15 protein-coding genes are annotated in these 13,024 nt (G+C 76.5%); 8 read left to right on the top strand and 7 right to left on the bottom strand.

Going from position 1 to position 13,024, the window contains the following annotated elements; all coding sequences use genetic code 11:
- Positions 1-28: 28 nt before the first annotated feature.
- Positions 29-1,027: an NAD(+) diphosphatase gene (gene nudC / locus CRP39_RS20930; RefSeq protein WP_097208312.1), complete on the top strand. Its 999-nt coding sequence runs from the start codon at positions 29-31 to the stop codon at positions 1,025-1,027.
- On the opposite strand, the gene CRP39_RS20925 is transcribed toward nudC, so the two are convergent.
- From CRP39_RS20925 to CRP39_RS20915, 3 genes are all read right to left on the bottom strand, one after another.
- Entirely contained in the window at positions 1,020-1,565 is a 546-nt protein-coding gene (locus tag CRP39_RS20925) for a nucleoside/nucleotide kinase family protein (RefSeq protein WP_245854006.1), read from the bottom strand. The genes nudC and CRP39_RS20925 overlap by 8 nt on opposite strands.
- 101 nt (positions 1,566-1,666) lie before the next feature.
- On the bottom strand, positions 1,667-2,218 hold the full coding sequence (locus tag CRP39_RS20920) for an ANTAR domain-containing protein (RefSeq protein WP_245854005.1): 552 nt from the start codon (positions 2,216-2,218) through the stop codon (positions 1,667-1,669).
- A gap of 119 nt (positions 2,219-2,337) precedes the next feature.
- Positions 2,338-2,601, bottom strand: a complete 264-nt coding sequence (locus CRP39_RS20915) for a mycoredoxin (RefSeq protein WP_097208310.1) — start codon at positions 2,599-2,601, stop codon at positions 2,338-2,340.
- A 154-nt stretch (positions 2,602-2,755) separates the two neighbouring features.
- Between CRP39_RS20915 and CRP39_RS20910 the strand changes: the two genes are divergently transcribed.
- The 5 genes from CRP39_RS20910 to CRP39_RS20895 all read left to right on the top strand — a co-directional run bounded on the left by CRP39_RS20910 (position 2,756) and on the right by CRP39_RS20895 (position 6,351).
- Positions 2,756-4,774, top strand: coding sequence for an ATP-dependent helicase (locus tag CRP39_RS20910; protein ID WP_097208309.1), 2,019 nt, complete (start codon positions 2,756-2,758; stop codon positions 4,772-4,774).
- 184 nt (positions 4,775-4,958) lie between these two features.
- Positions 4,959-5,294, top strand: coding sequence for a hypothetical protein (locus CRP39_RS20905; protein ID WP_097208308.1), 336 nt, complete (start codon positions 4,959-4,961; stop codon positions 5,292-5,294).
- Between the two features lie 144 nt (positions 5,295-5,438).
- Positions 5,439-5,780 (top strand): WhiB family transcriptional regulator, encoded by a 342-nt coding sequence (locus CRP39_RS20900; RefSeq protein ID WP_172442544.1) that lies wholly within the window; start codon positions 5,439-5,441, stop codon positions 5,778-5,780.
- Between the two features lie 86 nt (positions 5,781-5,866).
- Positions 5,867-6,031: a hypothetical protein gene (locus CRP39_RS26995; protein ID WP_172442543.1), complete on the top strand. Its 165-nt coding sequence runs from the start codon at positions 5,867-5,869 to the stop codon at positions 6,029-6,031.
- 122 nt (positions 6,032-6,153) lie between these two features.
- Positions 6,154-6,351, top strand: coding sequence for a hypothetical protein (locus CRP39_RS20895; RefSeq protein WP_097208307.1), 198 nt, complete (start codon positions 6,154-6,156; stop codon positions 6,349-6,351).
- Between the two features lie 45 nt (positions 6,352-6,396).
- On the opposite strand, the gene CRP39_RS20890 is transcribed toward CRP39_RS20895, so the two are convergent.
- From CRP39_RS20890 to CRP39_RS26990, 3 genes are all read right to left on the bottom strand, one after another.
- Positions 6,397-7,719, bottom strand: coding sequence for an ABC1 kinase family protein (locus CRP39_RS20890; protein ID WP_245854004.1), 1,323 nt, complete (start codon positions 7,717-7,719; stop codon positions 6,397-6,399).
- A gap of 276 nt (positions 7,720-7,995) precedes the next feature.
- Entirely contained in the window at positions 7,996-9,093 is a 1,098-nt protein-coding gene (locus tag CRP39_RS20885) for a ThiF family adenylyltransferase (RefSeq protein ID WP_097208306.1), read from the bottom strand.
- A 108-nt stretch (positions 9,094-9,201) separates the two neighbouring features.
- Positions 9,202-9,354, bottom strand: a complete 153-nt coding sequence (locus CRP39_RS26990) for a DUF5679 domain-containing protein (RefSeq protein ID WP_012950213.1) — start codon at positions 9,352-9,354, stop codon at positions 9,202-9,204.
- A 385-nt stretch (positions 9,355-9,739) separates the two neighbouring features.
- On the opposite strand from CRP39_RS26990, the gene CRP39_RS20880 reads away from it, so the two are divergent.
- A complete protein-coding gene (locus CRP39_RS20880) occupies positions 9,740-10,405 on the top strand; it encodes a M48 metallopeptidase family protein (RefSeq protein WP_245854003.1) in 666 nt (221 codons plus the stop codon).
- Between the two features lie 12 nt (positions 10,406-10,417).
- On the opposite strand, the gene CRP39_RS20875 is transcribed toward CRP39_RS20880, so the two are convergent.
- Positions 10,418-11,791: a zinc-dependent metalloprotease gene (locus tag CRP39_RS20875; protein ID WP_097208305.1), complete on the bottom strand. Its 1,374-nt coding sequence runs from the start codon at positions 11,789-11,791 to the stop codon at positions 10,418-10,420.
- A 112-nt stretch (positions 11,792-11,903) separates the two neighbouring features.
- Between CRP39_RS20875 and CRP39_RS20870 the strand changes: the two genes are divergently transcribed.
- Complete coding sequence (locus CRP39_RS20870) at positions 11,904-12,926, top strand: YlbL family protein (RefSeq protein WP_245854002.1); 1,023 nt, start codon at positions 11,904-11,906, stop codon at positions 12,924-12,926.
- Positions 12,927-13,024 lie beyond the last annotated feature (98 nt).

Below are 13,024 nucleotides of genomic sequence, written 5' to 3'. Positions count from 1 at the left end.
GGCCGACAGGTGACAGCGAGGAGACCCCGTGAGCGTCCCTGCCGGCGGCAGCACACCTGCCGACAACCCGGCGCCGGGTGAGCGGCCCGCGGGGGAGCCGCCCGCCGACCGGGCGGCCGTCGCGTGGCCGGAGAGCACGCCGTCCCCGGCCGGCCCGGTGCCGGTGCTGTCCCGATCGGCGCACGACCGCAGCCACCTGGCGCGGTCGCTGCCCGACCCCACCGGCGGTCGCTCTGTCCGGGTGCTGGTGGTCGACGAGCGCCGGGCCGTGCCCGTGCAGGAGGCCGAGGGTGGGCCCCGGCTGCTGTGGGAAGAGCAGCCCGAGCTGCCCGCGGGGGCGGTGTACCTCGGCGAGGCCGACGGGGTGCCCTACGCCGCGGTGCGGGCGGAGCGGCGGCTGACCGTCGGCGGCCGCCCGGTCGACACCTGGGCCGGCCTGCGCGAGGTGGGCGCCGACCTCGGGGACCTCGACGCCGGACTGCTCGCCGAGGCCATCGGCATCCTGGAGTGGCACGAGCGCAACCGGTTCAGCCCGCTGTCGGGCGCCGCGACGACGATCGAGCGGGCCGGCTGGGTGCAGCGGGACCCGCAGACCGGCGCGGAGATCTTCCCGCGCACCGATCCCGCCGTGATCATGCTGGTCCACGACGGTGGCGACCGGTGCATCCTCGGCCGGCAGGCGGTCTGGCCGCCCGGCCGGTTCTCCATCCTCGCCGGGTTCGTCGAGCCGGGGGAGTCCGCCGAGGGCGCCGTGGCCCGCGAGGTGGCGGAGGAGGTCGGCGTCGCGGTGACCGACATCCGTTACGTGGGCAGCCAGCCGTGGCCGTTCCCGCAGTCGCTGATGCTCGGGTTCACCGCCCGCGTCGTCGGCGACCCCACGCTGCGGCTGGACCCCACCGAGATCGAGGAGGCCCGCTGGTTCACGCGGGACGAACTGCGCTCGGGCGAGGGCCCGCAGGCGCTCCCGCCGGCGGTCTCCATCGCCCGGCACATCATCGACCGGTGGGTCGACGGCGAGCTCAGCTGAAGCGGCCCTGCAGCACCAGCGCGGGGTGGTCGGGGGAGTCGGCCAGCACGACGGCGTCGGCGAGGGCGACCGGGTCCACCTCGTCGTCGTAGCGGTCGAAGGCGGGCAGCTCCCAGGCCCGCTCCGCCGGGGTGCGCCGCCGCCGGGCGGCCGGCGCCACCCGCAGGTGGACGACGACGTCGAAGGCCAGCCCGAGGCCCTGCAGCAGCGCTCCGGGGACGAGCAGCACACCACCGGGCGGCATCGGCTCGGGGCGGGCCCGGGCGGCGCGGTCCCGCTCCACGTCCCACAGCACGGGCAGGTAGGAACCGTCGCCCCCGGGGCCGACCGGGCCCAGGACCTCCCGGGCCAGTGCCGCCGCGTCCAGCCAGTCGGTGTACCGGGCATCCGGGTCGGTCCGGCCGTGCTCCAGCCGCAGCGACGCCGGTCGCAGGAAGCCGCCCGCGGGGACGACGACGGCGGGCCGGCCCAGGGCCGGCAGGCGCCCGGCCACCGCCCGGGCGAGCTCGTCCGGTGCCGCGACGTCGGGACCGTCCACGGCCACCCGCAGCGCGGCGGCGCCGGGCTCCGGGTCGAGGTCGGCCAGCAGGGCGGCCAGCCGGTCGCCCAGCGCTGCCGGGGTGAGCGGTTCCGGACGGGTCAGGACCGGCCCTCCGCCGGCAGCCGGCCGCCGTCCGCGGGGCGGGTCCGGGAGGGCTCGCCGGTGGCGGGCGCCAGCGCGTCGAGCACCTCGCGGGCGAGCTCCGCCACCGGTCGCCCCTGGGCGCGGGCGTCGCCCCGCAGCAGTTCGAAGGCCTGCCGCGGCGTCGAGCCGTGCCGCTCGGCCAGCACCCCGATGGCCCGCTCGGTGGACACCCGGGCAGCCAGGGCGTGCTCCAGCTGGGCCACCGTGCGCTCCAGCACCGCGAGGCGGGCGTCGCGCGGATCGGCGTCGGCCGCGACGTCCGTGGTCGTGCCACGCGCGGCCCGCCGGGTGGTGCGGTCGGGCTCCGCGAGCCCGCCCAGTTCCTCGGCCACCAGGTCGGCGAGGGACATGCCCTCGACGAGGTCGGCGACGTCCTCGGCGCGACCGGGGGAGAGCACGGACCAGCCACGCCCGGTGCGGACGACCATGACCGCCAGCTCCTCCGCCGGGAGTGCGTCGTCCGGGCAGGCGGCCGCGGCGGCAGCGTGCTCGACGCTCGAACTCACGACGGCGTCCTCCCAGGGGCGTGGCCCGGCCGGTCGGCCGGGACGTCCAGGGCCACGGTTGCGACCCTCAGGCGACGATGATGCCCGCTGGCGCAACGCCACGGGGGGATCACTCGCCGTCAGGCGCTGGTGACCTCCGCCAGCTGCGACTTCACCTGGTCGATGCTGGGGTTGGTCAGCGCGGTGCCGTCGGCGAAGACGAGCGTCGGCACGGTCTGGTTGCCGCCGTTGGCCTTCATGACGATCTCCGCGGCAGCGGGGTCGCGCTCGATGTCGACCTCGGCGTACTCGATCCCCTCGAGCTGCATCATCTTCTTCAGCCGCACGCAGTAGCCGCACCACGGGGTGGTGTACATGGTCACGGCGGCCGGAGCTGCGCTCATCGAAGGGGTCCTCCTGGTCGATCGGGTCCGTGGCTCGGGGTCCGCGCCACCAGTGGGCCCAACGCCGCGCCCCTGGGGATGCTTCCCCGCAGCGTCGGCGCCGGCTGGGAGGATGGGGCGCCGTCGAGGAAGGCGGATCGAGGGAGGAGTCCGGATGTCGCAGCTCGCCGGAGCGCCCGACGTCGTCCAGGGTGCCGAGGCCGTGCTCGCGCAGCTGGACGACGAGCAGCGCGCGGCCGCACAGGCGGTGACCGGGCCGGTCTGCATCCTCGCCGGTGCCGGCACCGGCAAGACGCGCACCATCACGCACCGCATCGCCTACGGCGTCCACACCGGGGTCTTCGTGCCCGAGCAGGTCCTGGCGGTGACCTTCACCGCCCGGGCGGCGGGGGAGCTGCGGGCCCGCCTGGCCGGGCTCGGGGTGGGCGGCGTGCAGGCGCGCACCTTCCACGCCGCCGCGATGCGGCAGCTGCGCTACTTCGCGCCCCGGGTGCTCGGCGGGCCGATGCCCGGGCTGGTCGAGAACAAGCTGCGGCTGGTCGCCTCGGCCGCCTCCCGCTCCCGGCTGTCCACCGACCGCACCAGCCTGCGCGACCTCGCCAGCGAGATCGAGTGGGCCAAGACGACGCTGGCCACGCCCGACGACTACCCGGTCCGCGCCCAGGCCGCTGGCCGGGAGCCGCCGTTCGAGCCGGCCGCCGTCGCGCAGGTGTACGCGGGGTACGAGTCGGCCAAGCAGCGCGACGGCGTGCTCGACTTCGAGGACCTCCTGCTCGTCACCGCCTATGCGCTGGAGGAGCACCGCGAGGTCGCCCGTGAGGTCCGGGCGCAGTACCGGCACTTCGTCGTCGACGAGTACCAGGACGTCAACCCGCTGCAGCAGCGGCTGCTGGACGCGTGGCTCGGCGGGCGCGCCAGCGTCTGCGTCGTGGGCGACCCGAACCAGACGATCTACTCCTTCACCGGCGCCGACCCCGACTACCTGCTGGGCTTCGCCGACCGCTATCCCGACGCCGAGGTGGTCAAGCTCGAGCGCGACTACCGGTCGACGCCGCAGGTCGTGGCGCTGGCCAACAAGCTGATCGGTCAGGCGCCGCGGCGCAAGGGGCTGCCCGGCCTGCGGCTGCTCGGCCAGCGCGCCGAGGGTCCGGCGCCACGGTTCTTCGAGCACGCCGACGAGCCCACCGAGGCCGCCGCGGTCGCCCAGGCGTGCCGGGCGTTCATCGAGGCGGGCACGCCGGCCGCGGAGATCGCGGTGCTGTTCCGCATCAACGCCCAGTCGGAGGTCTACGAGAACGCGCTCACCGACGCGGGCGTCCCGTACGTGCTCAAGGGCGGTGAGCGGTTCTTCGAGCGGCCCGAGGTGCGCGAGGCGGTGCTGCTGCTGCGCGGTGCCGCCGCCGGCGGCTCGGAGCCCGGAGCGCTGGTGCCCACGGTGCGCGATGTGCTGGCCTCCACCGGCTGGGTCGAGCACCGCCCGCCGCCCGGTGGCGCCGCGCGCGACCGGTGGCAGTCACTGGCCGCACTCGTCGACCTCGCCGTCGACCTGGTGGCCGAGACCCCCACGCTCGACCTCGCCGGCTTCGTGGCCCACCTCGCCGCCCGGGCCGATGCCCAGCACGCCCCGACGGTGCAGGGCGTCACGCTGGCGTCGATGCACGCCGCGAAGGGCCTGGAGTGGGACGTGGTCTTCGTCGTCGGGCTGGTCGACGGCGTCCTGCCCATCGCCCAGTCGCTGTCCCGCCCCGAGGCGGTGGAGGAGGAGCGGCGGCTGCTCTACGTGGCGGTCACCCGCGCCCGGGAGCAGCTGACGCTGTCGTGGTCGCTGACCCGCAACCCCGGCGGTCGCCGCTCCCGACCGCGCAGCCGCTTCCTCACCGGTCTGGTGCCGGAGTCGGCGCCCACGGCCGCACCGGCGCCACGCAAGCAGAAGCGCGCCAAGGTGGTGCTCGAGGGAGCCGCGGGCGAGCTGTTCGAGCGGCTGCGGACATGGCGCAGCGAGGCAGCGGCCTCCGCGTCGGTCCCCGCCTACGTCGTCTTCACCGACGCGACCCTGCAGGCGATCGCCGAGAGCCGGCCGACCACCCTGCGCGAGCTGGCCGCCCTGCCCGGCGTCGGTGCCCGCAAGCTGGAGCTCTACGGCGAGGACGTGCTCGCGACCGTCAGCGCCTGAGCCCTCACCGCGCGCAACGGCCGACGGGTGTCCTGGGTCACGCCGACACCGCCGGATCAATTGCGTTGACCGTCTCTGCGACGGTCTCCTACTGTCCTTCTCGCGCTCGGGGTACCGCCCCGAGCCGCACCAAGCCAGAGGCCGGCCGCGAGGCTGGGCTCCGACCCCGGGAGGAGGGGACACGATGATCAGCACCATGTGGTTCAGCGCCCCCGCCGGGGTCTCCGGCTCGGGCGGCCTCGTCGCGCGTCCGGCCACGTGGGTGTGCCTGCCCGCGGCCTCACGCCTGCGCGCCCTCCCGCTGTCCGCCGCCGTCCGCATCGCTGCGCCTGGAGCTCCGTTCCAGGGCACCGCTGTGCCCGGCGCGTCGCAGGTCGACCTCGTGCCCACGGGCCGTGGCGGCGACGCCGCCCGCGGGGCCGATGACTTCCCGGCCCCCACCGGCGTCTACCTGCAGGACGAGCGCACCGACGACGACACCACCCTCGGGATCCACTCCCCGGGGAGACCGCTGAGCTAGCGCTCGACCGGTCCTCCTCGAGGCCGCGGAACCCGAAACCCCCGGGATCCGCGGCCTCTGTCATCTCATCCGCGGCACCCCGGCCCCGACTCCGGTCGGCGGGCCCCCGCCGGCTGCAGACGACGAGTACGAGGAGGAGCGGCAGTGCCGCAGACGATCGCCCGACCGACGTCCCACCGCCGACCCGGGCTCCCCTGGACCGGTGGCTCCCTTCCCCGGCGGCCCGCCGCCCCCGCGGCGCCGGCTCCGGTGCGGCGCCCGCTGCCGTGCCGGGACGACCCGGACCTGTGGTTCGCCGAGAGCCCGGCGCAGCTGGAACAGGCCAAGACGCTCTGCGCGGAGTGCCCGGTCCGCGACGCGTGCCTCGCCGGCGCGCTGGACCGCGGCGAGCCGTGGGGCGTCTGGGGCGGCGAGATCTTCGAGCGGGGCGTGGTGATCCCACGCAAGCGCCCGCGCGGACGCCCGCGCAAGGTCGCCGCCGCATGAGCGGCGCGACCGGCACCGATCCGATCACGAGGACCCATCGACCCGCGTCCCACCGCGGGTCACAGCGAGAGATCCGAGGACCTGCCGTGCACAGCTTCGAGTACGACCTGGCCGTCGACCGGTTGCGCGAACTGCGTGCCGAGGCCGACACCGCCGCGCGCGCCCGCCGGTTGCGCGCCGCCCGCCGCTGGGCCCGTCGCGCCGAGTACGCGACGCGGCGCGCCGCGCGGGCCAGCGCCGCCGTCCGCTGACGGCGGCACCGCCGCGGAGGTGCGACGCCTCCGCCCGACCGCGGCCGGGCCGGACGCTCCCGGTGCGTCCGGCCCGGCCGCCAGCTCTGTGCAGGCCGCGTTCCACCGGGCAGGCTGGAGGCGTGGACCCCGGACGCCTGGTCTGCGCCGGCTGCGGCCGGACCGGTGGTGCGCGCGACGTCGCCACCGGCTGGGCGATGAGCACCCCGCTCCGGCCGACCGGGGCGACCTCGGCGCGGGAGCCGGGACCGCTGACGGCGTTGTGCCCCTCCTGCGCCCGGGAGCGCGTCCGGGACCTCGAAGCGCGTCTCGACCCCTGAGGTGGCCCTCTGCCCGGCGTCCCGAGTGAGTGCGGGGGCCGTCCCTCAGCCGGTGAAGCCGGGCAGCCACTCCTCGACCACGCCGCGGTAGTCCCCCGCCGAGTCGAGCTGGCACAGCACCCCGATCGACCCGATCGTCACCCGGTGGATGAGCAGGTACGCCGGCGGGAGGTTCAGCATCCGGCCCAGCCGGTTGGCCTCGCTGCGCGGGTCGGCGATGCGGGCGGCCTGCTCCTGCATCCAGGCGCGGGTGAAGTGGAAGTGCGAGGACTCCACCGGCTCCAGGAGCGGGCGCAGGTAGTCCAGCACGCCCTGGGCGTCCACCTCCACGCCCGGCAGGATGAAGCCCTCGGTCCGCAGGTCGGCCAGGACGTCCTCCGCCCGGCCCTCGAGGGCCCAGCGCACCAGCCGGCCGATCGGTTCCGGGTGCCCGTCGGGCAGCCGCGCGGTGGCACCGAAGTCGATGACGCCGAGCCGGCCGTCGGCCCGCAGCCGGAAGTTGCCGGGGTGCGGGTCGGCGTGCAGGAGGCCGGCCCGCTGCGGTCCGGAGAAGTGCAGCACGGCCATGAGGTGGCCGGCGCGGTCGCGCTGTTCCCGCGTGCCGGAGACGATGATCCGCGACAGCGGCGTCCCCTCCAGCCACTCCGAGACGATCACCTTCGGCGCGCTGGCCACCACGCGGGGGACGACGATCTCCGGGTCGTCGACGTACGCGGCGGCGAAGGCCCGCTGGGCGTCGGCCTCCAGCCCGTAGTCGAGCTCCTCGACCACACGGGCCTTGAGCTCGGCGATGAGCGGTTTGACGTCCATGCCCGGGAACAGGGCGGAGAACAGGCGGGCGAAGCGGGCCAACTGGTTGAGGTCGGCCATCAGGGCGGTCGCCGCACCGGGGTACTGGATCTTGACCGCCACGTCGCGGCCGTCCCGCCAGGTCGCCCGGTGCACCTGCCCGATGCTGGCGGCGGCCGCGGGGGCGTCGTCGAAGTGGCGGAAGCGCTCCCGCCACCTGCCCCCGAGCTGTTGCGACAGCACCGCGTGGACGGTCCGCGCCGCCATCGGCGGCGCCTCCTCCTGCAGCTTCACCAGCGCCTCACGGTAGGGCGCCGCGACCTCGTCGGGGACGGCGGCCTCGAAGACCGAGAGCGCCTGCCCCAGCTTCATCGCGCCGCCCTTGAGCTGGCCGAGGACGGCGAACAACTGCTCGGCGGTGCGCTGCTGCAGCTCGGCGTTGACGGCATCGGCGGGGCGGCCGGAGAGCCGCTTGCCGATGCCGAGGGTCGCGCGGCCGGCCGCGCCGAGCGGCAGCGAGGCCAGTCGGGCCGTGCGCGCCACCGAGCCCCTCGGCATGCTCTCGCCGGTCTCGCTCACGCGGCCTCCCCCGAGACGCTCGTCGGTCGCGGCAGCGGCGGTGCCGTGCGCTCGCGGGACCCCGCCCGCTCGGATCCGCCGGGCTCCTCGCTGGCGCTCGGCGGCCGCGGAAGCGGCGGTGCCGTGCGCTCGCGTGACCTCGCCCCCTCGGTCACGTGTCCTCCTCGCTGGCGCTGCTCGGCCGCGGTCGCGGTCGCCCCCGGTGTGGGGCCGCGGGCGCACTCTGCCGCCATTGTCCCCCGAGGGGCGGGTTCAGCGCCGCCGGAGGCGCCGTCGTCACCCTGCCGGGGGCGCCGTCGTCACCCCCGCCGGAGGCGAGCCACCGGGCAGACAGCCGCACTCCGGGTGGGCCGGCCAGTGACGGGTGCGGGGGAGGAGGTCGGGCGGACGCAGCTCCAGCGTCGCGCCGAGGGTGACCGGCGCGGCCCGCCCGTCGAGGTGGGCGAGCACCTGCACGGCCGTGACCACCGCCGTCATCAGACAGGTGGCGGTGGCGCCGCCCAGGACTCCGCCGCCCGCGGTGAGCTGCGCGGCCAGCACCGGCCACCGCGGGTCGAGGTCCCGGCGGTGCAGTTCGGCGCACCGCAGGCAGCTGCTCGCCCCGGGGACCACCAGCGGCCCGACCACCCCGGTCTCCCCGCGGACCGTGGCGACCAGGTGCGGCACGCCGCGGGCCTGCAGGTCGGCGACGGCCGGGTCGGAGGCGGCCCACGGCGCGGTGAGGACGACCAGGTCGGGGGACGTGCCGGCCGGTGCCCGCAGGTCGGTCAGCGGGTTGACCCGGCGGACGGCGTCGGCCGCCGCGACGGCGCGGGGGCGGCCCTCATCGGCCGCGTCGAACCCGCCGACGACGGCCTCCCCGGCCGTGACCAGGCCGGTGTCGCGCACGCTGACCCGTCCCACGCCACTGGCGGCCAGGACGGCGGCGAGCGGCACGCCCACGCGGGTGGCTCCCTCCACGACCACCGACGCCGCTCGGCGGGCCTGCCAGGAGGACCCCGCCGGCGTCCGGTCCGACCCGGTCGCCGCGGGTAGTTCCGCACGCGTGCGCGCGGTGGCGGCCGGCCCGGCATCGGCGGCGAGGAGGTCGGCCGCGTCGAGGTCGACCAGCAGTCCGGTGGCGCGCAGACCGTCGAGCAGGGCGGTCACCGCCGCCGGGTCGTGCCCGACGGAGGCGGCCTCGGCCACCACGGTGCGCTGGGCCCGGCGGCCGTCGAGCCCGCGCAGCAGCGCGGTGAGGCCGGTCCCGGGTGTGACGAGCAGGCCGTCGGCCGTGTCGACCCCGCCGACCTGGACCGCGACCTCGCCGCCGGGGGTGGCCGACCGCAACAGGGGGACGGACGGGGGCAGCAGCGGGTGCGCGGTCTCACTCACGCCGGCAGGGTGCCAGCGGGGCGGCCGGCCCGCTGGCGTCGTCCACAGGCCGGGGACGACGACGGCGGCGCCCGCAGTGCGCGACGCCGCCGTCCGGGGCCGGGGCGTTCAGGCCTTGCCGAGGATCCGGTTCATCTTGGTGCCGCACACGGGGCAGGTGCCCTGCGCCATGCGGCGGCCGGACTCGCTGACCTTGACCTCGCCGTCGAAGTCGCGCTTCTCCTTGCACTTCACGCAGTAGCCGTTGTAGCTCTCCGCCACGGTGCCTCCTCGTCGTCCGGACCTCTCGGCGCCCGTCTCGGGCACCGTTCCCCGGAACGCTACCCGGCGGCGGGCGCGGCCCCCGGCCGACGGGGAGACGCGACCCCACCGTCGGCCCACAGCCTGTGGACAGACCTGTGGAGCACGTGGGGACGCCGGGGCGTGTCGCTGTGCGCAGGCCGGGGACGGGCGCCGCCGCCGGCCGCCGGTGCGCGGACCGGAGTCCACGCCGACCTGCGCGAACACCAACCTGGGGGCTGTGGACGGCGGCGGATCGGGCGCGTCCCCGGTACGGGCGCCGTCGTGTCCACCGTCCGTGCGACAAACCACCGGGCGGGTGTGGGGGTGGGCGCGGACCGGCGGCCCGGGCAACTACGGTTCCCCCGTGCCCGGAACGACCCCCGACGCCCCGCACAGCCCCGTCCCCGCCGCCGCCCCGCGCGAGGGGTCCCGGGCTGCCCGCGCCGTCCCCGCGCGGGGGCCGGACCGCGGCGGGTCGGCGACCGTGCTGCCGGAGGACGTGGAGGTCCGGCGCAGCGCCCGTCGACGCCGGACGGTGACCGCCTACCGCGAGTCCGGGCGCACCGTGGTCCTCATCCCGGCGGCCTTCAGCCCCGCGGAGGAACGCCGGTGGGTGGCCCAGATGGTCGCCAAGCTGCAGACGCGGGAGGAGCGGCGCCGGCGGTCCCTGGGCGGGGACGACGAGCTGATGGCCCGCGCCCGGGCGCTGTCGGAGGCGCACTTCGACGGCGTGCCACAGCCCGCGAGCGTCCGCTGGGTCGACAACCAGCAGCGCCGCTGGGGTTCCTGCACCCCGGCCGACCGCACCATCCGGCTGTCGAGCCGGCTGCGGAGGATGCCCGAGTACGTCGTCGACTACGTGCTGGTGCACGAACTGGCGCACCTGATCGAGCCCAGCCACGACGCGCGCTTCTGGGCGCTCGTGGCCCGCTACCCCCGCGCCGAGCGCGCCCGCGGGTTCCTCGAGGGCGTCGAGGTCGGGCACGGCGACGGAGCGAGCCCACCGTCCGGGGACGACCCGGTGGACTGAGCGCGGTCGCGCTCAGCTCTGGGCGCCGCCCTCGGGGTCGTCGCGGCGCTCGTCCCGGTCCTGGGCGTCGTCCGCGGTCAGGGCACGGAGCTCGTCGTCCGCCCCCTGACGGGCCACGAAGTCCAGCGGCTCGTCGAGGTCGTCGGAGGTGGGCAGCAGGTCGGGGTGGGACCACAGCCGGTCCCGCTCGGCGCTGCCGTACCGCTGGGCCATGGCACCCCAGACGGTCGCCGCGTCGCGCAGCCGACGCGGGCGCAGCTGCAGACCGACCAGGGTGGCGAAGGTCTGCTCGGCCGGCCCGCCGGAGGCCCGGCGTCGGCGCATCGTCTCGGCCAGCGCCCCGTGGCCGGGGAGCCGCTCGCCGGCGGCCGCGGCGACGACGGCGTCGATCCAGCCCTCGACCAGGGCCAGCAGGGTCTCCAGCCGGCGCAGCGCCATCTGCTGCTCCGGGGTCTCCTCGGGCTCGAGCAGACCGCTGCCGAGCAGCTCCTGGATCTTCTCCGGGTCGGTCGGGTCGATGCCGCCCATGGAGCCCATCGCCTCGGTGACGCCACGCTCGATGGCCTCGCGGTCGACGGTGATGCCTCGCGCGTAGGCGTGCACGGCGTCGTGCAGCTGCTGGCGCAGCCACGGCACGTGCGCGAACAGCCGCTGCGAGGCGGCCTCGCGCAGTGCCAGGAACAGCCGGACCTCGTCGAGGGGGCGGTCCAGCCCGGCCGCGAACTCGGCGACGTTCTGCGGCAAGAGGACGCCGGCGCCGGCCGGGGCCAGCGGCAGGCCGACCTCGGTGCTGGTGAGCACCTCGCCGGACAGCCGGCCGAGGGCCTGACCGACCTGGGCGCCGAACAGCACACCGCCCATGCGGCCCATGAGCCCGCCCAGCGGCCCGGCCATGGCGGCGGCCTCGGCCGGCAGCGCGCTGGTCATCGCGGCGACGACCCGCTCGGCGAGCGGGTCGATGAGGCTGCTCCACGCGGGGAGGGTCTGCTCGACCCACTCGACCCGGGACCACGCCAGGGGCCGCTCGACCCCGGAGGGGAGCTCGGTCGCCTGGTCCAGCCACAGGTCGGCCAGCCGCAGCGCGTCGGCGACGGCGGTGCGCTCGGCGTCGGACGTCGGCTGGGAGCCCGCGGCCAGCGAGCTGATCGCGCCCTGGCGGGCGAGGTCCCAGTTCACGGGGCCGCCGGACCAGTTCATCAACTTCTGCAGCTCGGCGAACAGGGGCATCTTGGCGAGCAGCTCCTCGGGGGTGCCCGCGCCCGCGCCGCCGCCGCCGCCGAACAGGGCGCCCAGGCCGAACGGGTCGTTGCCGGCGCCCGATCCGGACTCGCCGCGGCGCTCGGGGTCGCGGTCGGGGACGCCGAAGCCGAACGGGAGATCGCTCATGCCCCCACGGTAGACGCGTGATCTTCCCCCGGCGTCGTCGTCCGCCCGGAGCGCAACGGGGAACCGTCGAAGCGGCGGCCGGGCCCAGGCAGGCGACCTAAGCTGGCCCGTCGTGACCCGTCGGATGGCCGTCCTCAGCGTCGGTGTCGTGCTGCTGGTGGTCTTCGGCGTGCTCGGCGCCGCGGTCCCGGTGCCCTACGTCGCACAGGTGCCCGGGCCGACGTTCGACACGCTGGGGGAGATCGACGGCGAGCCGGTGATCGACCTCCAGGGGCGCGAGCGCAACGAGGTCGAGGGGCAGCTGACGCTGACCACCGTCGGGGTCAGCCGCGCCGGACTGAGCCTCGTCGAGGCCGTGCGGGGATGGTTCGACGACGAGGTCAGCGTCGTGCCGGAGGAGGCCGTCTACCCCTCCGGACGCTCCGAGGAGGAGACCCGGGAGGCCAACCGGCAGGCCTTCCTCAGCTCCGAGGAGGCCGCCGAGGCCGCGGCCCTGGGGCAGCTCGGCTACCCGGTCAAGGTGGTCGTCCGCGGGCTGTCGGAGGAGTCGCCGTCCGAGGGGCTGCTGGAGGAGGGCGACGCGATCGACAGCGTCGACGGGCGGCCCACGCCGGATGCGGAGGCGCTCGACCAGGTGCTGGGGTCGATCCCCGGCGGCTCGGCGGTCGTCGTCGGGTACACCCGCCTGGGCGAGCCGGGGACGGCGACGGTGACCACCGGCGCCGCCGAGGACGGCGAGGGGTCGCTGCTGGGCGTGCTGATCCGCGAGCAGCCCTCGGCGCCGTTCGACGTCGACATCCGGGTGTCCGACGTCGGTGGCCCGTCGGCGGGGCTGATGCTCAGCCTGGGCATCCTCGACCTGGTCGGCGACACCGACCTGACCGGCGGCGCGCAGGTGGCCGGGACCGGGACGATCGACGCCGAGGGGAACGTCGGCCCGATCGGTGGCATCCAGCTGAAGATGGTCGCCGCCGCCGACATCGGCGCCGAGCTGTTCCTCGTCCCGGCGGACAACTGCGCCGACGCGCTGGCCGCGCCCCAGCCCGGGCTCACCACGGCCCGCGTCGCCACGCTCGACGACGCCCTCGACGCCCTCGCTGACTTCCGCGCGGACCGGGCGCCGGACCCCTGCTGAGGACGCCCCTGCCCCACGGCGCCGCCGTCGTGGGGGAAGCTGTCGGCCGGAGCGGGTGATCGGGGAACCCGGGGCGGTCCCGCGCGTTGGTCTGGGTT

The organism is Geodermatophilus sabuli (assembly GCF_900215145.1).
Classification (GTDB): Bacteria; Actinomycetota; Actinomycetes; order Mycobacteriales; family Geodermatophilaceae; genus Geodermatophilus; species Geodermatophilus sabuli.
The sequence above is the reverse complement of the archived record's forward strand: the minus strand, read 5'-3'. Positions and strand labels throughout refer to the sequence as shown.